Origin of the sequence: Aeromicrobium sp. S22 (assembly GCF_009661045.1) — a bacterium.
Classification (GTDB): Bacteria; Actinomycetota; Actinomycetes; order Propionibacteriales; family Nocardioidaceae; genus Aeromicrobium; species Aeromicrobium yanjiei.
In genome coordinates, this window is record NZ_WJWV01000001.1 from 572,244 (window position 1) to 591,198 (window position 18,955).

Here is an 18,955-nt window from a genome sequence, read left to right on the forward strand (position 1 = left end):
CTACAGCGCCGCGGACTCCGCGCTGCGGTGCAGGACCCGCCGACGGCTGAGCACGGCGTCCGCGGTGAAGATCACGAGCGCCGTCCACACCAGGACGAAGCCGACCCAGCGGGCGTCGGTCATGTCCTCGTCGAAGATCGTCAGGCCCGCGATGAACTGGATGATGGGGCCGAGGTACTGCAGCAGCCCGATCGTCGTGAGCGACAGGCGCGTCGCCGCCGCGCTGAACAGCAGCAGCGGGATCGCGGTGACCAGGCCCGTCCCCACGAGGAGGGCCACGTTGCCGGGACCCTCGTGGCCGAACGCGAGCTCGCCACGGAACTGGAGCACGACGAGGAACGCGAGGGCGACCGGGAACAGGATCGCCGTCTCCATGCCCAGCCCCTCGAAGGCGCCGAGGTCCGCCTTCTTCTTCAAGAAGCCGTAGGCCGCGAACGAGAACGCCACGAGGAGCGCGACCCAGGGGAGCCGGCCGTAGTCCACGGTCAGGACGACGACCGCGATGGCGCCGATCGCGATGGCCACCCACTGCGCCGGCCGCAACGTCTCCTTGAGCACGAAGACGCCGAGCATCACCGTCACGAGCGGGTTGATGAAGTAGCCGAGCGACGTCTCGATCACGTGCCCGTTGGTGACGCCGTAGATGAAGCCGCCCCAGTTGCCGGCGATGACCACGGAGGCGGCAGCGAGGATCAGCATCATCCTGCGGTCGTGGGCGATCGCGATGAACGACCGCCACTTGCCCATCGCGGTGATCGCGACGAGGACGAACACCATCGACCACACGAAGCGGTGCGCGAGGATCTCGAGCGATCCGGCGGGCTCCAGCAGCGGCCAGTAGAGGGGGAAGAACCCCCAGCAGAGATAGGCGGCGATGCCGAACGCGGCGCCGCGCTGAGAGTCGTTCACCAGCCGAGGGTACGCCCGCCGGGGTGCGTCGGCGACGATGGAGGCATGACTGATCGACCCCGCTGGTTCACCGACACCAAGGACGGCCACTCCGCGTGGTACGTCGAACGCTTCAGGACCATGGCCGCGGAGGGCGTCGACCTCGCCGGCGAGGCGCGGCTGATCGACGCGGCGACCGCGCCGGGCTCCCGCATCCTCGATGCCGGCTGCGGACCCGGCCGGGTCGGCGCCGAGCTGCACGCCCGTGGGCACACCGTGGTGGGGGTGGACGCGGATCCGGTCCTGATCGCCGCCGCGGAGGAGGACCACCCCGGGCCCCGCTGGGTCGTCGCGGACCTGGCCACGCTGGCGCTGGACGAGGAGCCGTTCGACCTCGCGGTCATGGCCGGCAACGTCATGGTGTTCGTCGCGCCGGACTCCGAGCAGTCGGTGCTCTCGTCGGTGCGCGCGGCCGTCCGTCCCGGCGGACGGGTCGTCGTGGGCTTCGCGACTGATCGCGAGTACGCGCTGGCGGACTTCGACGCCGACGTCGCAGCGGCCGGTCTCGTGCACGAGCAGCGGTTCGCGACGTGGGACCTGGTGCCGTGGACCGAGGACGCGGACTTCGCGGTCACGTTCCTGCGGGTGCCGTGAGCGTCACGGCCACCTCGACTTGTGCTGGAGTGTGCTCCAGGTCGTAACGTCGGGGGCATGACCTCACCCAAGATCTGGTTCATCACTGGTGCGTCGCGCGGCTTCGGTCGGGAGTGGAGCATCGCGGCGCTGGAGCGCGGCGACAGGGTCGCCGCGACGGCACGCGACACCTCCACCCTCGACGACCTCGTCGAGCGGTTCGGCGACGCGATCCTGCCCCTGCAGCTCGACGTCAACGACCACGACGCGGACTTCGCCGCGGTCGCGCAGGCGCACGAGCACTTCGGCCGTCTCGACGTGATCGTCAACAACGCGGGCTACGGCCACTTCGGCTTCATCGAGGAGATCACCGAGGACGAGGCCCGCGCCCAGATCGAGACCAACCTGTTCGGCGCGCTCTGGGTCACCCAGGCCGCGCTGCCGTTCCTGCGGGAGCAGGGCAGCGGCCACATCATCCAGGTGTCCTCGATCGGCGGCATCTCGGCATTCCCGCTCGTCGGCATCTACCACGCGTCGAAGTGGGGCCTCGAGGGCTTCTCGCAGGCCCTGGCCCAGGAGGTCGCCGACTTCGGCATCCACGTCACCCTCGTGGAGCCTGGCGGCTTCTCCACCGACTGGGGCGGCGCCTCGGCCTCGCACTCCGAGCAGAACCCCGCGTACGACGCATTCCGCGAGAAGACCATGCAGGGCCGAGCGAGCCGCAACGCCGAGCCGGGGGACCCCCATGCCTCGGCCGCCGCGATCCTGCAGATCGTGGACGCCCAGGAGCCGCCGCTGCGCGTCTTCTTCGGCACCGCCCCGCTGGGCATCGCCAAGGCCGACTACGCCAAGCGCCTCGAGACCTGGGAGAAGTGGAACCACGTCTCCGAGCTCGCCCAGGGCTAGCGCCCCGACCCCGACCCCACCCAAGATGTGGCGGATCGGGCCCTCCAGATCTCACGGTGCGTGAGGTTTGGCGGGCTCGAACCGCCACATCTTGGACGTGTGGGGCTCCGCAGCCGGGGGGCGCCACGGGCCTAGAGTGGGGGCATGCGCGCCTACCTGGACGACTACGCCGCCGTCGGCGCGATCATCCTCGTCGGCGTCCTCCTGGCGACCGCGATGCTCGGGGTCAACCGGCTCATGCGGCCGCAGGTCCCGTCGCGCGCCAAGACCACGACGTACGAGTCGGGTGTCGACCCCGTGGGCGAGGGCTGGGCCCAGTCCACGGTCCGCTACTACGTCTATGCGTTCCTCTACGTGATCTTCGCGGTCGACGCGGTCTTCTTGTTCCCGTGGGCCGTCGTGCTGGACGACATCGGTCGCGCGGCCGCCGCCGAGATGGGCATCTTCATCGGCATCCTCGTCGTGGGCCTCGCGTACGCCTGGCGCAAGGGGGTGCTGTCGTGGACCCCGTGAGCCTCCCGATGCCGACCGTCGCGCCGCAGAGCCTCGGCATCGGCTCGCAGATGGCCCCCAAGCCGGCCCGCTACCTGCTCAACTGGGGTCGCAAGTACTCCCTGTGGGTCTTCAACTTCGGTCTCGCGTGCTGCGCGATCGAGTTCATCGCGGCCTCGATGTCGCGCCACGACTTCATCAGGCTCGGGGTCATCCCGTTCGCGCCCGGCCCGCGCCAGGCCGATCTCATGGTCGTGTCGGGCACCGTCACCGACAAGATGGCGCCGGCCATCAAGCGTCTGTACGACCAGATGCCCGAGCCCAAGTACGTCATCAGCTTCGGCTCGTGCGCCAACTCCGGCGGCCCCTACTGGGACTCCTACTCGGTGACCAAGGGCGTCGACCAGATCATCCCCGTCGACGTGTACGTCCCGGGGTGCCCGCCGCGTCCCGAGGCGCTGCTCAACGGCATCGTCACGCTGCAGGACAAGATCGCGGGCGAGGACCTCTCGCAGCGCTACACCCGCTCGGCGACGTCCCTGCTGAGTCCGCGCGTCCCGGCGCCGCCGGTGGACGATCAGTGACGATCGAGGACAACGCCTTCGGCCCCCCGCACCGGGTGGTGGAGCGCGGCGGCTGGCACGACGCCGTCGCGGGGCTCAAGCGGGACGGCCACACGTACTTCGACTGGCTCTCGGCGGTGGACGAGCACCCCGAGGGGTTCCGCCTCGTCGTGCACCTGGCCCGGCCCCGCCCCCTGGACCACGTGCTCCTGGTGACCTACCTGGATCGCGACGACGCGGTCGTCGACTCGGTCGCGGACGTGTTCGCCGGCGCCTCGTGGCACGAGCGCGAGACCCACGAGATGTTCGGCATCACTTTCGTGACCGCCGACGCCGAGCCGACCAGCACCGAGCCCCTGCTGCTGCCCGACGGCTTCGAGGGGCATCCGCTCCGCAAGGAGTTCGTGCTCGCCTCGCGCGTCGCCAAGCCGTGGCCGGGCGGCAAGGAGCCCGGTGAGAGCGATGCCGACTCCACGCACTCGCCGAGCCGCCGACGGGTCAAGCCCCCCGGCGTGCCCGATCCGGGGGAGTGGGGACCATGAGCGAGCTGCTCGACACCCTCCTGCGCTGCCTGCTGGTCCTGGTCGCGTTCCTGACCCTCCCGCTGCTGGTGGGCCAGATGGAGCACAAGACCATGGCGCACATGCAGAGCCGGGTCGGGCCGATGGCCGCGGGTGGTTTCCACGGCTGGGCCCAGCTCGTCGCCGACGGCATCAAGTTCGTCCAGAAGGAGAGCATCACCCCGGTCGCGGCCGACCGCCGCGTGTTCGAGCTCGCCCCTGTGGTCGCGCTCGTGCCGTACCTCGTCGCAATGCTCGCGATCCCGCTCGGACCGTTCTTCGGCCAGGGCAACCTGATCGGCCAGGACCTCGACCTCGGGCTGTTCTTCGTCCTCGCCGCGATGAGCGTCGGCGTGCTCGGCACCCTGATGGGCGGGCTCGGCAGCGGCAACAAGTACTCCTACATCGGTGGCATGCGGGTCGCGGCGCAGCTCATGTCGTACGAGCTGCCGATGGTCCTGACCGCCGCGAGCGTCGCGATCGCCGCCGGCACCCTGTCGCTGGTCGGCATCGCGGACGCCTGGGAGCCGTGGTGGCTGCTCGTGCAGCTGCCCGGCCTCGTCGTCTTCTTCGTCGCCGGACTGGCCGAGCTGCAGCGGCCGCCGTTCGACGCGCCGCTGGCCGATGCCGAGCTCGTCATGGGACCGCTCACCGAGTACGGCGGCATGCGCTTCGCGATGTTCCTGCTCGCGGAGTACGCCGGAATCGTGGTGCTGGCCGCCCTGACGACCGTGCTGTTCCTCGGCGGCTGGGCCGGGCCCTGGTCCGATCAGCTCGGCTGGGTGTGGTCGCTGCTCAAGATCGCGCTCGTCTCGTTCCTGGTCATCTGGGCCCGCGTCGCGTACCCGCGCCTCCGCGAGGACCAGGTCAATGCGCTGGCCTGGAAGGTGCTGGTGCCGGTCGCCCTCGCCCAGCTGCTGATCACGACGCTGGTGGTGATCGCATGACCCGCCGGACCTGGGGCCGCGGCCTGCTGAAGGGGCTCGCCGTGACGTGGCGCAATCTCACGCACCGCAGCGTCACGGCGCACTACCCGGACGTCGAGCCCAAGCTGCCGCCGCGCAGCCGGGGCGTGATCGCGCTGCAGGAGGAGAACTGCACGTCGTGCATGCTCTGCGCCCGTGAGTGCCCCTCGTGGTGCATCACGATCGACTCGCACAAGGAGATCATCCCGGCGACGACCGAGGGCGGGCGCGACCGCAGCCAGAACGTCCTCGACCGCTTCGACATCGACTACTCGATCTGCATGTACTGCTCGATCTGCGTCGAGGTCTGTCCGTTCGACGCGCTCCACTGGTCGCCGGAGTTCGCGTACGCCGAGGGGGACCTCAAGGACCTCACGCACGACATGAACCGGCTGCGTACGTGGATGGACTCCGTCCCGCCGCCGCAGCCCCTCGACCCGGGCGCCGCGCAGGGCAAGGAGCTCGACACGTACCGCGCCTCGCTGCCGCAGGAGGACGCATGAGCCTCACCGAGATCGTCTTCCTCGTCCTGGCCGTCGTCGCGGTCGGCTCCGCGCTGCTGTCGATGACCAGCGGCCAGCTGGTCCACGCGGCCCTGTGGCTCGTCGTGACGCTCGGCGCAGTCGCCGGCTGCTTCGTGCTGATGACGGCCGAGTTCGTCGCGTGGGTGCAGGTGCTCGTGTACGTCGGCTCGGTCGTCGTGCTCGTGATCTTCGCCCTGATGCTGACCCGCCAGCCGAGCGGCGCGCGCTCCGCGGAGGTGACCGGCAACCGCTGGATCGCTGCCCTCGTGGGCCTGACCGCAGCGGTCGGGCTGGGGGCCACGATGGTCGCGGGGTTCCGCGGCGAGCAGATCGAGGGACGCCGGATCGGCACCGCCGGATCGATCGGCGACGCCCTGTTCAACGACTGGGTGCTGCCGTTCGAGATCCTCAGCGGGGTGCTGCTGGCCGCGCTGGTCGGCGCGATCGTCCTCTCCCGGTCAGGATCCGACCGCTGATGCCGCTGCTCTATCCGCTGGTGCTGGCGGCCGCCCTCTTCGGGATCGGCGTGTACGGGGTGCTGGCCCGCCGCAACGCGGTCATGATGCTGCTCGGCGTCGAGCTCATGCTCAATGCCGTCAACCTCAACCTGGTGGCCTTCGACGCGTGGTTCGCCGACGCCCTGCACTCGGGGCAGGTGCTGACCCTCTTCACGATCACGATCGCGGCCGCCGAGATCGGCCTCGGCCTGGCGATCGTGCTCGCCCTGTTCCGCGCCCTGCGGACGGTCGACGTCGACGAGGTGGGCCGATGAGCCGCGTCGCCGGGCGCCACTGGGCGTACGTCGCGCTGACCGCGGCGCTCGCGATCGCCGCAGCCATCTGGGCGATCCCGCACCTCTACGAGACCGCGTGGTTCGCCTACTACGACGGGGAGCCGGGGGGCACCCGACCGCCGTTCCCCTCGCTGTCGCCCGATCTCTTCCTCCTGCCCGCCTCGGCGCAGCTCGTGCTGCTCGCGGTCGGCGTCGGCCTGCTCGTGCAGATCTACTCGACGGCCTACCTCGGGCACCACCCGCGCTATCGGTCGTACGCGCTGGTCATCGTGCTGTTCCTCGTCGCGATGATCGCGGTGGTCGGCACGACCAACCTGTGGGTGCTGCTCGTCGGCTGGGAGGTCATGGGCCTGTGCTCCTATCTCCTGATCGGTCACGAGTGGCAGACCGCGGAGGCCCGCGCCGGAGCCGCGAAGGCGTTCCTGATGACCCGGGTCGCCGATCTCGGCCTGGTGCTCGCGATCCTGGTGATCGGCGAGACCTACGGGACGTACGACCTGATCGGCGTCGAGATCGCCGCCGGCCAGAGCCCGCAGCACGCGACCGCGATCGGCCTGCTGGTCCTCGTCGCGGTCATCGGCAAGTCTGCGCAGTTCCCGCTGCACACCTGGCTGCCCGACGCGATGCCCGGCCCGACACCCATCACGGCGCTGATCCACGCCGCGACGATGGTGGCGGCGGGCGTCTACCTCGCGGCGCGGCTGTTCTTCCTCTACGCCGAGTCGACCGTCGTCGTGACCGCGATGGCCGTCGTCGCCGGCATCACGATGCTGCTGGGCGCGGTCCTGGCGCTCGTGCAGACAGATCTGAAGCGGGCGCTCGCGTGGTCGACCGTCAGCCAGCTCGCCCTGATGCTCGGGGCGATCGCAGCGGCCGACCCAGACGCCGGCCTCAGCCACCTGATCTCGCACGGAGTCTTCAAGGCCCTGCTGTTCCTCGGCTGCGGCTGCCTCATGCACGCGGTCGGCTCGAGCGCGCTGAGCGCGATGGGCGGCCTGCGGGCGTCGATGCCGGTCACCTTCTGGTCGACGACCGTGGGGTTCGCGGCCCTCGCGGGTCTCGTCCCCACGGCAGGCTTCTTCACCAAGGACTCGGTGCTCCACTCGATCGAGCAGGCGGCCGACCACGACGGTGGCCTCGCGACCGGCACGGCGTACGCGCTGCTGGCCGCCGCGCTCGTGACCGTCTTCCTCACCGCGGCGTACGCCACGCGGTTGTGGCTGAAGGCGTTCTTCGGTCCCGCGCCCGACGACCACACGGGCCGCGAGGCGCCATGGGCGATGACCGGCCCGCTGGTCGTGCTGGCCGTGGCGACGTTCGCGCTCTCGATCGGCCAGCCGTTCCATCTCGGCACGGGCCTGCTGACCACCGCGCTCGCTGTCGCGGGCGTCGCCACGATCGTGCTGCTCCGGCGCAGGGGGGCGTCCGTCGACCTCGAGATCGGCCCGCTGACCGCCGAGCTCGGCCTCGACCGGCCCTTCTCGCGCTGGCTGCCCGCGGTCGTGCGGGGGGTCTCCCGCACGGTCGTCGACCTCGACCAGGAGGCGGTCGACGCGTACCCCCGCGCGGGGGCGGGGCTGGCCGAACGCGCATCCCACGTGCTCGGTCTCGCCCAGTCCCGCAACGTGCAGCGCTATGCGACGCTCATCGCTGCGGGCGTGCTGGTGCTCGTGGTCGTCGGGGTGGTCCTGACATGATCGTCGTCGCTCTTCTCGTGCCCGCCGTCGTCGGGCTGGTGCTCCTGATCGGCCGGGCCAGGTTCTCGGGTCCGGTGGCCGCGTGGACCGGAGCGGCGGCGATGGCCGTCCCGCTCGTCCTGTACGCCCTGGCGTGGGAGGGGCGCGACGTCGTCTCCGGCGAGGTCGACGAGCCGTGGATCGAGCCGGTCGGTGCCCGGCTGCACCTGGGGGTCACCGCGGTCTCGTGGCCGTTCCTGCTGATGACGGCGGCGATCGGCCTGTTGTGCTGCCTGTGGCTGGTCGCGCGGGACGCCGCGCCGGCGCTGGTCGGGCTCGTGCTCGTCATCAGCGCCTCGTCCCTCGGCGTGTTCAGCTCGCTCGACCTGCTGCTGTTCTTCGTGTTCTTCGAGCTCGCGCTCATCCCCATGTGGTTCGTCATCGCCTGGTGGGGCGACGAGGCCGCAGGGGCCAGGACGGCCGCGACGCGGTTCCTGCTCTTCACGGTCACCGGCTCGGGCCTGCTCCTGGTGGGCATCGTGGCGATCGGGCTCGACGGCGGATCGCTGCAGGTCGGCGACGCGACGTCGGGGTCCCTCCTGGCCGCCGTGCTGGTGACGCTCGGCTTCGCGGTCAAGACACCGGTCGTCCCGCTGCACACCTGGCTGCCGGGTGCCCACAGCGCGGCACCCACGGTCGGCTCGGTGCTGCTCGCGGCGGTCTTCCTCAAGCTCGGCACGTACGGGCTGATCCTGTTCAGCCCGATCCTCCTGCGCTTCGCCGACGTCGCCCCCTACCTCGCGATCGCCGGCGCGCTGGGCATCGTGTGGTCCGCGCTCGCCTGCTACGCGCAGGACGAGCTGAAGCGGCTCATCGCGTACTCGAGCATCGGGCACATGGGATTCGTGGTGATCGCGATCTCGACGCAGAGCCAGGTCGGTCTCGCGGCGGCCGTGTTCGGCTCGGTCGCGCACGGCGTGGTCACGGGCCTGCTGTTCTTCGCCGCCGGATCGCTCAAGGACCGCTTCGGCTCCGCGTCGATGGCCGCGATCGGTCGCGGGCTCTACGCGCGCACGCCGTGGCTCGCGGTCACCTTCGTCCTGGCCGCCGTCGCGAGCCTGGGGCTGCCGGGGCTCGCGGGCTTCTGGGGCGAGCTGCTGTCGCTGCGCGCGGCGTACGAGATCGGGGACGTGCTCACCCGGCCGGTCGCGTGGACCGCGCTCGGCCTGGCGCTGCTCGGCATCGCACTGACGACGGCGTACTTCACCCGGGCGATCCGGCTGCTGGCGCAGGGGGAGCCCGTGCCCCACGACGGCGACCGCGACCTTGATCGGCGTGAGGTGGCCGTGCTCGGCACGCTCGTCGTCGCCGCGGTCGTCCTCGGCCTGTGGCCGGGGCCGCTCCTGGACCTGTTCGAGCCCTTCACGAGGTCGTTCGCCCGATGAACATTCCTGTCGACTGGCATCTCGTCGCCCCCGCCGTGGTCGTCATGGCCGGCGCCCTCGTGGCGCTGCTGGTCGACGCGTTCTTCCCTCGCCGCACCTGGAACGGCCCGGAGCTGCCCGCCGCGGCCGCCCTCCTCGGCGCGGGGGTGCTCGCGCACGCGTACCGCGACGACCTGGGCAGCTACACGTTCGCGCTGACGGCGATCGTCCTGGTCGGGACGCTGTTCGTCGTGGTCGCGGCCAACATCATGAACTTCGAGACCGCGATGCCGCCGGGGGAGTTCCACTTCCTGCTGATGAGTGCTGCCGCGGGCGGCGTCCTCATGGTCTCTGCGCGAGACCTCGTGACCCTCGTGGTCTCGCTGGAGCTGCTCTCCCTGCCGTCGATCGCCCTGGTCGGCCTGCGCCAGGGCGACCGGGTCGCCATCCGGTCGGCGTGGACGTTCTTCCTCGCGTCAGTCGTCTCGACCGCGGTCACCCTCATGGGCATCTCGCTGCTCTACGGGGTCACGGGGTCGATGGCCTACGACGAGATCCGCGACGCGCTGGCCCGCCCCGACGTGCCCGGGAGCGTCGTCGCGGTGGCCGTCGTGCTGATCCTGGTCGGTCTGCTGTTCAAGCTCGGAGCGGTGCCGTTCCACGTGTGGGTCCCCGATGCGTACGGGGGCGCCTCGGTCATGGTCGCGGGCTTCCTCTCGACGGTCTCGAAGGCTGCCGCGCTGGGCGCGCTGCTGATCCTGGTCAATGTCGCGCTCCCGTACGCGTACACGGCGTGGCAGCCGGTGCTCGCGGTGGTCGCGGCCGCGACGATGACGATCGGCAACCTCGGGGCCCTGCGGCAGAGCGATGCGATCGGCCTGCTCGCCTGGTCGTCGATCGCGCAGGCGGGATTCCTCATCGCGCCGTCCGTCGCGGTGCTGTCGCGCGAGGGCCTGACCGCCCCGGTGCAGTACCTCGCGGTGTACGCCCTGGCGAATCTGGTCGCGTTCGCGGCGCTCTCGGTCGTGCTGCGGCTGCGGGGGAGCACGAGCCTCGACGAGCTCAGGGGCATGGCCCGCACCGATCCGTGGATGGGCATCCCGCTGGTCGTCGCGGCGCTCGTGCTGGCCGGCTTCCCGCCCGCCGTGATCGGCCTGGTGACCAAGTACGTCGTCATCCGCCCGGTCGTCGAGTCCGACCACGTCTGGCTCGCGGTCGTGATGGGCCTCAACGTGATGCTGGGCCTCGCGTACTACCTGCGCCTCGTCGTGCGGCTGTGCGACCGCCCCCACGGCGAGCCGTACGTGAGCCCGTCCCCACCGGTGTCGGTGCGCGTCGCCAAGTCCACGGTGCTGATCGGCACGGCCGCGCTCCTGGCTCTCAGCGCCTGGCCCGACCTCCTGCTCCGCCACCTCCCCTGAGCCTCCGGCGGACCGACGATGAGGGTTTGCGGCAGCTCCTGCCGCCCGAAACCCTCACCCTCCGTCCCGGCGGCGACGAACGATGAGAGTTTCCGGTAGCCGCAGCTACCGGAAACCCTCATCTTGCGTCCGCCCCGGGGGGGCCAGTCAGCGGTAGTTGGTGAACTGGACGGCGAAGTCCAGGTCGGCGCCCTTGAGCAGCGCGATGACCTCCTGCAGGTCGTCGCGCTTCTTGCTGGTCACCCGCAGCTCGTCGCCCTGGATCTGGACCTTGACGCCCTTGGGGCCCTCGTCGCGGATGAGCTTGGAGACCTTCTTGGCCTGCTCCTGGCTGATCCCCTCGCCGAACGTGCAGTTGATCTTCACGTCCTTGCCGGACTGGCGGGGCTCGCCCTCCTCCAGCGACTTGAGCGAGATGCCCCGCTTGATCAGCTTGTCCTTGAAGACGTCGAGGATTGCGAGTGCGCGCTCGTCGGCGTTCGCGGTGATCTCGACGCCCCACTCGCCGCTCCACTTGATCTCGGCGCCGGTGTTCTTGAAGTCGTAGCGGGTCTGGATCTCCTTGACCGCCTGGTTCAGCGCGTTGTCGGCCTCCTGACGGTCGATCTTGCTCACGATGTCGAAGGATGAGTCGGCCATGACGGGTGCTCCTGAAGCGTTGCGGTGGGTCTGATTTCTCTCAGACTAAACGCCTGCGATAGTGTTGCTTGTCGTTGCCCCGGCAACACCCCGGCAGGTTGCCCGAGTGGCCAAAGGGATCTGACTGTAAATCAGACGGCTCAGCCTACGCAGGTTCGAACCCTGCACCTGCCACAGCACGAAGCTCAGGCCCTGACCAGCACAGATGTGCCGGTCAGGGCCTGAGTCGTTCCTCTGCGTGTCATCATGTGCGGATGTCACCTGCAGAGCGGCCACGGCTGCTGATCATCGTCGGGAGCTCGCGACCGGGCCGTTCCGGGCATCACGTGGCGAGATGGTTCGAGGGCCGCGTCCACGAGCACGGCGGGTTCGAGCCGGTCGTGGCGGACCTCGCCGAGATCGCTCTGCCGTTCTTCGACGAGCCTCGTCACCCGCGGCTCGGCGACTACGCCCACCAGCACACGCGGGACTGGTCGAAGATCGTCGGCGCAGCTGACGCGATCGTGTTCGTGACACCCGAGTACAACCACGGCCCGAGCGCGGTGCTCAAGAACGCGATCGACTTCCTGCACGCCGAGTGGCGGGACAAGCCGGTCGGTTTCGTGAGCTACGGCGGGGTCGCTGCCGGCACGAGGGCCGTCCAGCAGCTCCTGCAGATCGTGACGACGGTCAGGATGGTCCCGGTGTTCGACGCCGTCGCGATCCCGTTCATCCGCCGGGTCATCGACGAGGACGGCGAGCTTACGACGTCCCCCCTCATGCTCAGCAGCTCGGCGGCCATGCTCGACGAGCTCGGACGTCTCCTGCGGCTGCTGCGACCGGCCACGGCGAGGGTCTGACCCTCGGTGATGGTTCGCTGTCACCGGAATCACGCATGTTCTCGGGGTCCCGAGACGTTTTGATGGGGGTGTCGGCGTGGCAGGGTCGTTAGTATCGGGGGATGGAGACGGCGTGAGCGATCGGGGTGCGGGGTCGGGTTCGTCCGCCAATGGGGGTCAGGTGCGCGCGGTGGCCCGTGCGACGCGGATCGTCACGGCGTTGGCCGAGCATCCGTTTCCCTTGGGGATCGTGGAGCTGGCCCAGTTCGTGCAGCTGTCGCCGGCCAGCGTGCACCGGATCCTGGTGACCTTGGTGCAGGTGGGATGGGTGGAGCAGAACACCCGGACCGCGAAGTACCGGCTGGGGATGCAGACGGTGGGCGTGGGCATGGTGGGCCTGGTGTCCAACCCGGTGCTGCACGATGCGCGGATGTTCTTGTCGCGGCTGGCGCAGTGGTCAGGCCATGATGCGGTCCTGAGCACGTTGGTCGGGTTCAAGACGGTCCAGCTGACGCGCGTGGCCGGCTCGGCGACGGAGTTCATCGAGTTCGAGCCGGGGCATCCGCAGCCGGCGCACGCGATGGCTGACGGCAAGCTGCTGATGTCGTACATGCCGGCGGAGCAGCGACGGTGGTTGTACGAGGCGGAGCCGTTGCGGACGTTCACGCCCGGCACGATCACCGATCCGGTGACTCTCGAGCAGGAGTTCGCGACGATCCAGGAGCGTGGCTACGCCGTGGACGACTTCGAGCGGTTCGCGGCGGGACGCGGCATCGCGGCGCCGGTCATGGACACCGAGGGCCGTCCGATCGCGGCCATGCTGTGCCTGGGCAAGATCGATCCTGCGCAGGACGCGGAGATCGTCCAGCAGATGTTGGCCCTGACCCGGGAGATGTCCGAGCGGCTCAAGGGTGCAGGCGACCTGCCCGCGTCGGCCCTGGACCTGGCCGACCCGGACGCCGGCGACGGGGTGGCCGGCTCAGCGTCATGACGCTGCCCGGCTAGTCCAGCCGCCACGGCTCTCCCCGACCCCTCACCAGCGCCGCCCGTGGGCCGGAACTGCTTGACGGGCGGGACCTCACATCGTAGTGTGGCATGAAATCCAATTCCACCAGGTGAAATAAGGGGTAGCCATGAGCGTGGCATTGTCTGTTGCCGCACCGGCCGAGATCGATCCTCGACGCCATTTCCGCAATGTCCTCGGGCACTTGCCGACCGGTGTCGCCGTGGTGACCGCCCACGGGCCCGACGGTCCGGTGGGGATGGCGGTGAACTCGATCACCAGCGTCTCGCTGGACCCGCCGCTGATCTCGGTCTGCGTCGCGCGCACCTCCTCGACCTGGCCGCGGATCCGTTCGGCGGGCCGGTTCTGCATCAGCATCCTCGCCGATCACCACGAGCAGACCAGCCGCCGATTCGCCGGACCCGACCGGGACCGCTTCACGGGCGTGCCGCTGCGCGAGCAGACCGGTGGGCCCGTCCTGGAGGACGCCGTGGCGTGGCTCGACTGCGACGTGTACGCCGAGTTCGGCGCGGGTGACCACACGATCGTCGTGGCGCGGGTGCTCGACCTCGGCTCCGTCGACGACGGTCGCGCGCTGGTGTTCTTCCGCGGCTCGTACGGGCGGTTCGCCCCGCACGACCAGGTCTGAGAGTCTCGTCCGATGAGCTCGGCCACGCCCCCTCCTGGCACAGCACCCTCGAGGTCCATGCGCTGGATCCCGGCGGGCCGGTTCGCGATGGGCTCGGACATCCCGGAGTATCCCGAGGAGGGGCCCGTCCACTCGGTCGAAGTGGACGGCTTCTGGATCGACGAGTCGCCCGTGACGGTGGCTCAGTACAGGCGTTTCGTGAAGGCGACGGGCTACGTGACCGTCGCGGAGCGGGCGATCGACCCGCGTGACTACCCCGATGTGGACCCGGGCCTGCTGGTCCCGGGGTCGCTCGTGTTCACGCCGACGTCGGGCCCGGTGCCGTTGACCGACTGGCGCACGTGGTGGCGGTACGTGGCGGGAGCGAGCTGGAAGCACCCGGAGGGTCCCGGTTCGGACACCCGGGGACGGGAGCTCCATCCCGTGGTCCACGTGTGCTGGGAGGACGTCGCGGCCTACGCCCGGTGGGTGGGCAAGGACCTCCCCACCGAGGCCGAGTGGGAGCGCGCCGCCCGCGGGGGCCTCGACGGCGCGACGTACGCGTGGGGCGATGAGAAGTCCCCGTACGGGAGACGACTCGCGAACTACTGGGAGGGCGATTTCCCGTGGCGGCGCGTGGACGCCGGTGGATGGCAGCGCACGACGCCCGTGCGGTCGTTCCCACCGAACGGCTACGGGCTCTACGACGTGACCGGCAACGTGTGGGAGTGGACCTCCGACTTCTACCGCTCCGATCACGGGGAGACGGCGGGTCGCGCCTGCTGCGGGCCCCAGCAGAACCCGCGGGTGACCGCTCCTGACGGCAGCCAGGATCCCGGCGACCCAGCCGGCCGGATCCCGCGCCGCGTCCTCAAGGGTGGATCGCACCTGTGCTCGGACGACTACTGCCGCCGATACCGTCCGGCCGCCCGCCAGGCCCAGCCCGTCGAGTCGTCGATGTCGCACATCGGATTTCGCTGCGTCCTGCGGACGCCCGGCCCCCGGTCCTGAGCCGCGAATCCGCGCACTGTGACGCTGGACACTGCACCTCACCCGCTGCTAACGTGGAAAGCGATACCGCTAGACGGAATCTGAATCTGTTCTTTCTCAAGGAGCCCTCGTGTCAGTTCGTCAGGATGTCCCCCCAGTTGCCATCTCAGGCGCGGGCCCGGTCGGCATGGCCCTGGCCATTGACCTCGCGCTGCGGGGCATCCCGAGCGTGCTGTTCGAGAAGCGCTCGGAGGAGGAGCGGATCGTCGCACGGGCCAACATGACCAACGTGCGCTCGATGGAGCACTTCCGCCGCTGGGGCATTGCCGATGCGCTCCGCGAGAACGACCCGGTGAGCACCGAGGTCCAGCGGGACGTCGCGTTCGTGACCCGCCTGAGCGGACACGAGATCCTGCGGTTCCCTCGCGCGTACGAGTGGTCTGAGCGGCTGCCGATTGCGTCGGAGGTGGCCGAGTGGGCGCCGAACGAAGCGATCGAGAAGACGCTGCGTGACCGCGTCCGCTCCCTGCCGCTGGTCGATCTGCGCTTCGACAGCGAGGTCCTCGGCTTCGAGCAGGACGCCGCGGGCGTCACCGTGACCGTCGACGGTCCGGACGGTCAGGAGTCGCACACCGCCCAGTACCTGGTCGTGGCCGAGGGCAGCCGCAGCAAGCTGCGTCGCGACGGGCTCAACGTCCGCATGGAAGGCCACCCGAACCTGGCACGCAGCTTCCTCTGGCACATCTACGCCCCGGGCCTGGCCGAGCTGTGGAAGGCCACGTCGATGTCGTCGATGCTGCTGTTCTACAACGAGGACCGCGCCGGCGACAGCCTGGTGCCCCAGTCCGGCACCGACCACTGGGCCTACTTCGCCTCACCCGTCCCGGACGGCGTCGACGGCGACGACTGGGAGGCCTGCCGCGCGATGCTGTTCCGCGCCATCGGCGAGGAGTTCGAGGTCGAGCCGCTGGCGGGCGGCACGTTCATCACCCACTCGATCCAGGCGCCCCGGTACGACTTCGGGCGTGTCCTGCTGATCGGCGACTCCGCCCACATGGTGTCGCCCATGGGCGGCTTCGGCATGAACATCGGCATCGGCGACGCAGCCGATCTCGGCTGGAAGCTTGCCGCCGTCCTCGACGGCTGGGGCGGTCCTGCACTGATCCCGAGCTACAGCATCGAGCGCGGCGAAGCGGCACGGTTCATCCTCAAGGGCTGCGAGAGCAACCAGGCGGTCGGACCACGCGAGCTCGTGCGGGACGGCATCGAGGAGGACGGACCGATCGGTGACGCCGTGCGTGCCCAGGTCGGCGAGGACATCCAGATCCAGAAGGCTCGCCAGTTCAAGCGGATGGGCGGTCAGCTCGGCTACCGCTACTCGTCCTCTCCGATCATCTTCCGTGACGGCACCGACCAGCCGGCACCGTCCTTCGAGGACTACGTGCCCTCGTCCGCTCCCGGCAACCGGGCTCCGCACCACTGGCTGAAGGACGGGTCGTCGCTGTACGACCACCTCGGCAACGGGTTCACCCTGCTCGTCCTCAACGACCTCGACGCCGGAGAGCTCGTCCGTCGCGCGGAGGCCCGGGGGGTCCCGCTCGAGGTCCTCACGGTCGAGGAGCCCGATCTCGCGGAGCTCACGGTCCTGTACGAGACCGGTGCGGCACTCATCCGGTCGGACCATCACGTCGCCTGGCGCGGCGATGCCCTTCCGGACGACCTCGACCGGCTGCTCGACGTCATCACGGGGTCGGTGTCCTGGGCCTAGCCCGCACGTCCGCCCCCGCCTCGTCCCCACCACGTCAACACCCACACGAAAGGCTCCACCATCATGCCCAGTGTCACCCGTCTCGGTCACGTCGGACTGTTCGTCAAGGACCCCGAGATCATGCTCGACTTCTACTCCAACTTCCTCGGGATGACCGTCACCGACCGTGACGAGCGCCGCGTGTTCCTCAGTGCGCGTCCCGAGGAGGAGCACCACGAGCTTCTCCTGGCGAAGAACGAGGAGCGCCACACCGACCCGCAGCAGCTGTCGTTCCACGTGCAGAACCTGGCCGATCTGCGCCAGTTCTACGCCGAGATCGTGGAGCGCAAGTACGAGGTCGACCACATCAGCAACCACGGCAACGCGATCGGCTGCTACTTCCGCGACCCCGAGGGGAACCGCGTGGAGGTCTACTGGCAGACGGGCATCAACTGGCCCCAGCCGTTCAGCGAGCCGATCGACCTCCACCTGTCGGAGGAAGAGCTGATGAAGGTGCTCGACGACATGGTCGCGGCCTAGGAACTCGGGACAAGGACGATGAAGGACGGAATGATCGCCGAGGTGGTCGGGTTCCCCGGCCACCACGGCGACATCATCGAAGGCTATTCGGCCAGGCCGACCACTGCTGAGCCGAAGGGCAGCGTGGTCGTCCTGCACCACGCCCCCGGGCTCGACTTCTGGTGCAGGGAGGTCGTCCGCCGGTTCGCCGAGGGTGGCTACGCCGCGCTGGCGCCCAACCTGTACCACCGTCGTGGCCCGGGCCACTGGGCCGACGTCGCCGCGGCGGCACGCGCCGAGGGGCTCGGCAAGGCCATGCCGAACGACCAGGTCATGGGCGACATCGCCGGTGCCGTGGACCACCTGAAGGCGCAGCCCACGTCGAACGGCAAGGCCGGCGTGATCGGATTCTGCTCCGGTGGCCGGCAGGCCTTCCTGGCCGCGTGCGACGTGCCGTCGCTGGACGCTGCGGTCGACTGCTGGGGCGGGAGCATCATGCCGCAGCCGGCCGACCCGGATCGTCCGAACGCGCCGTCTCGGGGCGTCATCCACCGGGCCCCTGACATGTCTGCTCCGCTGCTGGGCATCTTCGGCAACGACGACAGCAACCCCGACCCGGAGCAGGTGGACGCGATCGACGCCGAGCTCACCAGGCTCGGCAAGGAGCACGAGTTCCACCGTTACGACGGTGCGGACCACGGCTTCTTCGCCTCGGACCACCCGCACTATCAACAGGCGCAGGCCGTCGACGGCTGGCTCCGGGTGTTCGAGTTCTACGAGAAGCATCTGAGCTAGGCGGGTCGGGCACATGATCGATGACGCGGGGGAGCTCCTCGCCTCGCGGGTGGTCAGGTCGTTCGACCACTGCGAGGACCCCCGTCTGAAGGCGATCATGTGCTCGCTCGCCGAGCATCTGCACTCCTTCCTCCGCGACGTCCGTCCGACGGACGCGGAGTGGTCCAAGGCCATCGAGTTCCTGGTCTCGGTCGGTCAGTTCACGAACGACGAACGTCGCGAGGCCGTGCTCCTGTGCGACGTCCTCGGCGCGTCGGCTCAGGTCGTGGCGTTGAACGGCCCCACGGGGGACGTGACGCCGCCGACCGTGACCGGTCCGTACGTCATCGGTGACAGCCCCGAGGTGCCGGTGGGGGGCGTCCTGCCCCTGACGGACGGGGAGCCCTGCTGGGTCGAGGGCGTCGTGACCGATCCCCAGGGGCGACCGATCCGCGGTGCACGCCTGGAGATCTGGGAAGCGGACGACTACCGCCGGGAGAGCGCGCACTACGGCAACGAGCGCGCAGCTCCGCGCGCCCACGTGGTCACCGGGCCCTCAGGACGCTATGCGTTCTGGGGATCCGTGCCGACCCCGCTCGCGGTGCCCCAGGACGGCCCCGTGGGAAGGATGCTCGCTGCCCTGGGGCGCCCGGCCGAACGCGCCCCGCACGTGAGGTTGCGCGTCAGGGCGCAGCACTTCCGCACCGTGGTGACCCACATCTTCGTCGCCGGCCACCCGCTGCTCGACGAGGACTGCGTGTTCGGGGTCCATGAGGGCCTGGCGAAGGAGTTCGACCGCCACCCGAGCGACGCCCCGACGCCCGACGGGAGGCGGCTCGACGGCCCGTGGTCGCGCGTCCGCTTCGACGTCGTCCTTGCCCCGGCCGGCGCGACGCGCCTCGAGTCACCCTCAGATTTGTCGATTTCTCCCGTCGTGGCGACGGACGAAAAATCATCCTGACAAATAGGTTGTGTGACCGGCCCCACATCGC

The 18,955-nt window shown here is 69.9% G+C and carries 22 protein-coding genes and 1 tRNA gene; 21 read left to right on the forward strand and 2 right to left on the reverse strand.

All coding sequences use genetic code 11. The features are described from left to right. Positions 1-909 carry an EamA family transporter RarD gene (gene rarD / locus GEV27_RS02790; RefSeq protein WP_309221997.1) on the reverse strand — a complete coding sequence of 303 codons (909 nt, stop codon included), beginning with the start codon at positions 907-909 and terminating at the stop codon, positions 1-3. A 45-nt stretch (positions 910-954) separates the two neighbouring features. On the opposite strand from rarD, the gene GEV27_RS02795 reads away from it, so the two are divergent. The 12 genes from GEV27_RS02795 (at position 955) to GEV27_RS02850 (ending at position 10,845) form a co-directional block, all read left to right on the forward strand. Continuing rightward, the gene (locus GEV27_RS02795) at positions 955-1,542 is read left to right on the forward strand and encodes a bifunctional 2-polyprenyl-6-hydroxyphenol methylase/3-demethylubiquinol 3-O-methyltransferase UbiG (protein ID WP_153654495.1); all 588 of its coding nucleotides are present in this window, start codon (positions 955-957) and stop codon (positions 1,540-1,542) included. 57 nt (positions 1,543-1,599) lie between these two features. Further along, the gene (locus GEV27_RS02800; RefSeq protein WP_153933405.1) at positions 1,600-2,427 is read left to right on the forward strand and encodes an SDR family oxidoreductase; all 828 of its coding nucleotides are present in this window, start codon (positions 1,600-1,602) and stop codon (positions 2,425-2,427) included. Positions 2,428-2,571: 144 nt separating this feature from the next. Continuing rightward, complete coding sequence (locus GEV27_RS02805; protein WP_153933406.1) at positions 2,572-2,940, forward strand: NADH-quinone oxidoreductase subunit A; 369 nt, start codon at positions 2,572-2,574, stop codon at positions 2,938-2,940. A 50-nt stretch (positions 2,941-2,990) separates the two neighbouring features. Next, positions 2,991-3,503 carry an NADH-quinone oxidoreductase subunit B gene (locus GEV27_RS02810; RefSeq protein WP_228764993.1) on the forward strand — a complete coding sequence of 171 codons (513 nt, stop codon included), beginning with the start codon at positions 2,991-2,993 and terminating at the stop codon, positions 3,501-3,503. Next, the gene (locus GEV27_RS02815; protein ID WP_309221998.1) at positions 3,500-4,024 is read left to right on the forward strand and encodes an NADH-quinone oxidoreductase subunit C; all 525 of its coding nucleotides are present in this window, start codon (positions 3,500-3,502) and stop codon (positions 4,022-4,024) included. Before GEV27_RS02810 ends, GEV27_RS02815 begins: the two co-directional genes overlap by 4 nt. Beyond that, the gene (locus tag GEV27_RS02820; protein WP_153933407.1) at positions 4,021-4,989 is read left to right on the forward strand and encodes a complex I subunit 1 family protein; all 969 of its coding nucleotides are present in this window, start codon (positions 4,021-4,023) and stop codon (positions 4,987-4,989) included. The genes GEV27_RS02815 and GEV27_RS02820 overlap by 4 nt, the downstream gene beginning before the upstream one ends. Beyond that, a complete protein-coding gene (locus GEV27_RS02825) occupies positions 4,986-5,510 on the forward strand; it encodes an NADH-quinone oxidoreductase subunit I (protein WP_153933408.1) in 525 nt (174 codons plus the stop codon). Before GEV27_RS02820 ends, GEV27_RS02825 begins: the two co-directional genes overlap by 4 nt. Next, positions 5,507-6,007 carry an NADH-quinone oxidoreductase subunit J gene (locus GEV27_RS02830; protein WP_153933409.1) on the forward strand — a complete coding sequence of 167 codons (501 nt, stop codon included), beginning with the start codon at positions 5,507-5,509 and terminating at the stop codon, positions 6,005-6,007. The genes GEV27_RS02825 and GEV27_RS02830 overlap by 4 nt, the downstream gene beginning before the upstream one ends. After that, positions 6,007-6,303: an NADH-quinone oxidoreductase subunit NuoK gene (gene nuoK / locus GEV27_RS02835; protein ID WP_153654488.1), complete on the forward strand. Its 297-nt coding sequence runs from the start codon at positions 6,007-6,009 to the stop codon at positions 6,301-6,303. Before GEV27_RS02830 ends, nuoK begins: the two co-directional genes overlap by 1 nt. Then, positions 6,300-8,021 carry an NADH-quinone oxidoreductase subunit L gene (locus GEV27_RS02840; protein WP_153933410.1) on the forward strand — a complete coding sequence of 574 codons (1,722 nt, stop codon included), beginning with the start codon at positions 6,300-6,302 and terminating at the stop codon, positions 8,019-8,021. Before nuoK ends, GEV27_RS02840 begins: the two co-directional genes overlap by 4 nt. Further along, complete coding sequence (locus GEV27_RS02845) at positions 8,018-9,445, forward strand: NuoM family protein (protein WP_194944109.1); 1,428 nt, start codon at positions 8,018-8,020, stop codon at positions 9,443-9,445. Before GEV27_RS02840 ends, GEV27_RS02845 begins: the two co-directional genes overlap by 4 nt. Beyond that, entirely contained in the window at positions 9,442-10,845 is a 1,404-nt protein-coding gene (locus GEV27_RS02850) for an NADH-quinone oxidoreductase subunit N (protein ID WP_153933412.1), read from the forward strand. Before GEV27_RS02845 ends, GEV27_RS02850 begins: the two co-directional genes overlap by 4 nt. Before the next feature lie 147 nt (positions 10,846-10,992). Here GEV27_RS02850 and GEV27_RS02855 read toward each other — a convergent pair whose 3' ends face one another. Further along, on the reverse strand, positions 10,993-11,484 hold the full coding sequence (locus tag GEV27_RS02855) for a YajQ family cyclic di-GMP-binding protein (protein ID WP_153933413.1): 492 nt from the start codon (positions 11,482-11,484) through the stop codon (positions 10,993-10,995). A 92-nt stretch (positions 11,485-11,576) separates the two neighbouring features. Between GEV27_RS02855 and GEV27_RS02860 the strand changes: the two genes are divergently transcribed. From GEV27_RS02860 to GEV27_RS02900, 9 genes are all read left to right on the forward strand, one after another. Next, positions 11,577-11,658, forward strand: a tRNA-Tyr gene (locus tag GEV27_RS02860). Positions 11,659-11,738: 80 nt separating this feature from the next. After that, a complete protein-coding gene (locus GEV27_RS02865) occupies positions 11,739-12,323 on the forward strand; it encodes an NADPH-dependent FMN reductase (protein WP_153933414.1) in 585 nt (194 codons plus the stop codon). A gap of 169 nt (positions 12,324-12,492) precedes the next feature. Then, the gene (locus GEV27_RS02870; protein WP_153933415.1) at positions 12,493-13,293 is read left to right on the forward strand and encodes an IclR family transcriptional regulator; all 801 of its coding nucleotides are present in this window, start codon (positions 12,493-12,495) and stop codon (positions 13,291-13,293) included. A gap of 142 nt (positions 13,294-13,435) precedes the next feature. Further along, on the forward strand, positions 13,436-13,954 hold the full coding sequence (locus GEV27_RS02875; protein ID WP_153933416.1) for a flavin reductase family protein: 519 nt from the start codon (positions 13,436-13,438) through the stop codon (positions 13,952-13,954). 57 nt (positions 13,955-14,011) lie between these two features. After that, the gene (locus GEV27_RS02880; RefSeq protein ID WP_228764913.1) at positions 14,012-14,944 is read left to right on the forward strand and encodes a formylglycine-generating enzyme family protein; all 933 of its coding nucleotides are present in this window, start codon (positions 14,012-14,014) and stop codon (positions 14,942-14,944) included. 109 nt (positions 14,945-15,053) lie between these two features. Further along, positions 15,054-16,691 carry an FAD-dependent monooxygenase gene (locus GEV27_RS02885; RefSeq protein WP_309221999.1) on the forward strand — a complete coding sequence of 546 codons (1,638 nt, stop codon included), beginning with the start codon at positions 15,054-15,056 and terminating at the stop codon, positions 16,689-16,691. Positions 16,692-16,754: 63 nt separating this feature from the next. Beyond that, positions 16,755-17,210, forward strand: a complete 456-nt coding sequence (locus GEV27_RS02890) for a VOC family protein (protein WP_153933419.1) — start codon at positions 16,755-16,757, stop codon at positions 17,208-17,210. An 18-nt stretch (positions 17,211-17,228) separates the two neighbouring features. Then, the gene (locus GEV27_RS02895; protein ID WP_153933420.1) at positions 17,229-17,984 is read left to right on the forward strand and encodes a dienelactone hydrolase family protein; all 756 of its coding nucleotides are present in this window, start codon (positions 17,229-17,231) and stop codon (positions 17,982-17,984) included. Between the two features lie 13 nt (positions 17,985-17,997). After that, positions 17,998-18,924 (forward strand): dioxygenase, encoded by a 927-nt coding sequence (locus GEV27_RS02900; RefSeq protein ID WP_153933421.1) that lies wholly within the window; start codon positions 17,998-18,000, stop codon positions 18,922-18,924. The last annotated feature ends 31 nt before the right edge of the window (positions 18,925-18,955 follow it).

Bases quoted from the DNA above. Each gene is read 5' to 3' on its own strand.
- GEV27_RS02795 (WP_153654495.1), top strand. From the start codon at position 955: ATGACTGATCGACCCCGCTGGTTCACCGACACCAAGGACGGCCACTCC.
- GEV27_RS02800 (WP_153933405.1), top strand. From the start codon at position 1,600: ATGACCTCACCCAAGATCTGGTTCATCACTGGTGCGTCGCGCGGCTTC.
- GEV27_RS02805 (WP_153933406.1), top strand. From the start codon at position 2,572: ATGCGCGCCTACCTGGACGACTACGCCGCCGTCGGCGCGATCATCCTC.
- GEV27_RS02810 (WP_228764993.1), top strand. From the start codon at position 2,991: ATGGCCCCCAAGCCGGCCCGCTACCTGCTCAACTGGGGTCGCAAGTAC.
- GEV27_RS02820 (WP_153933407.1), top strand. From the start codon at position 4,021: ATGAGCGAGCTGCTCGACACCCTCCTGCGCTGCCTGCTGGTCCTGGTC.
- GEV27_RS02825 (WP_153933408.1), top strand. From the start codon at position 4,986: ATGACCCGCCGGACCTGGGGCCGCGGCCTGCTGAAGGGGCTCGCCGTG.
- GEV27_RS02830 (WP_153933409.1), top strand. From the start codon at position 5,507: ATGAGCCTCACCGAGATCGTCTTCCTCGTCCTGGCCGTCGTCGCGGTC.
- nuoK (WP_153654488.1), top strand. From the start codon at position 6,007: ATGCCGCTGCTCTATCCGCTGGTGCTGGCGGCCGCCCTCTTCGGGATC.
- GEV27_RS02840 (WP_153933410.1), top strand. From the start codon at position 6,300: ATGAGCCGCGTCGCCGGGCGCCACTGGGCGTACGTCGCGCTGACCGCG.
- GEV27_RS02845 (WP_194944109.1), top strand. From the start codon at position 8,018: ATGATCGTCGTCGCTCTTCTCGTGCCCGCCGTCGTCGGGCTGGTGCTC.
- GEV27_RS02850 (WP_153933412.1), top strand. From the start codon at position 9,442: ATGAACATTCCTGTCGACTGGCATCTCGTCGCCCCCGCCGTGGTCGTC.
- GEV27_RS02855 (WP_153933413.1), bottom strand. From the start codon at position 11,484: ATGGCCGACTCATCCTTCGACATCGTGAGCAAGATCGACCGTCAGGAG.
- GEV27_RS02865 (WP_153933414.1), top strand. From the start codon at position 11,739: ATGTCACCTGCAGAGCGGCCACGGCTGCTGATCATCGTCGGGAGCTCG.
- GEV27_RS02875 (WP_153933416.1), top strand. From the start codon at position 13,436: ATGAGCGTGGCATTGTCTGTTGCCGCACCGGCCGAGATCGATCCTCGA.
- GEV27_RS02880 (WP_228764913.1), top strand. From the start codon at position 14,012: ATGCGCTGGATCCCGGCGGGCCGGTTCGCGATGGGCTCGGACATCCCG.
- GEV27_RS02890 (WP_153933419.1), top strand. From the start codon at position 16,755: ATGCCCAGTGTCACCCGTCTCGGTCACGTCGGACTGTTCGTCAAGGAC.
- GEV27_RS02895 (WP_153933420.1), top strand. From the start codon at position 17,229: ATGAAGGACGGAATGATCGCCGAGGTGGTCGGGTTCCCCGGCCACCAC.
- GEV27_RS02900 (WP_153933421.1), top strand. From the start codon at position 17,998: ATGATCGATGACGCGGGGGAGCTCCTCGCCTCGCGGGTGGTCAGGTCG.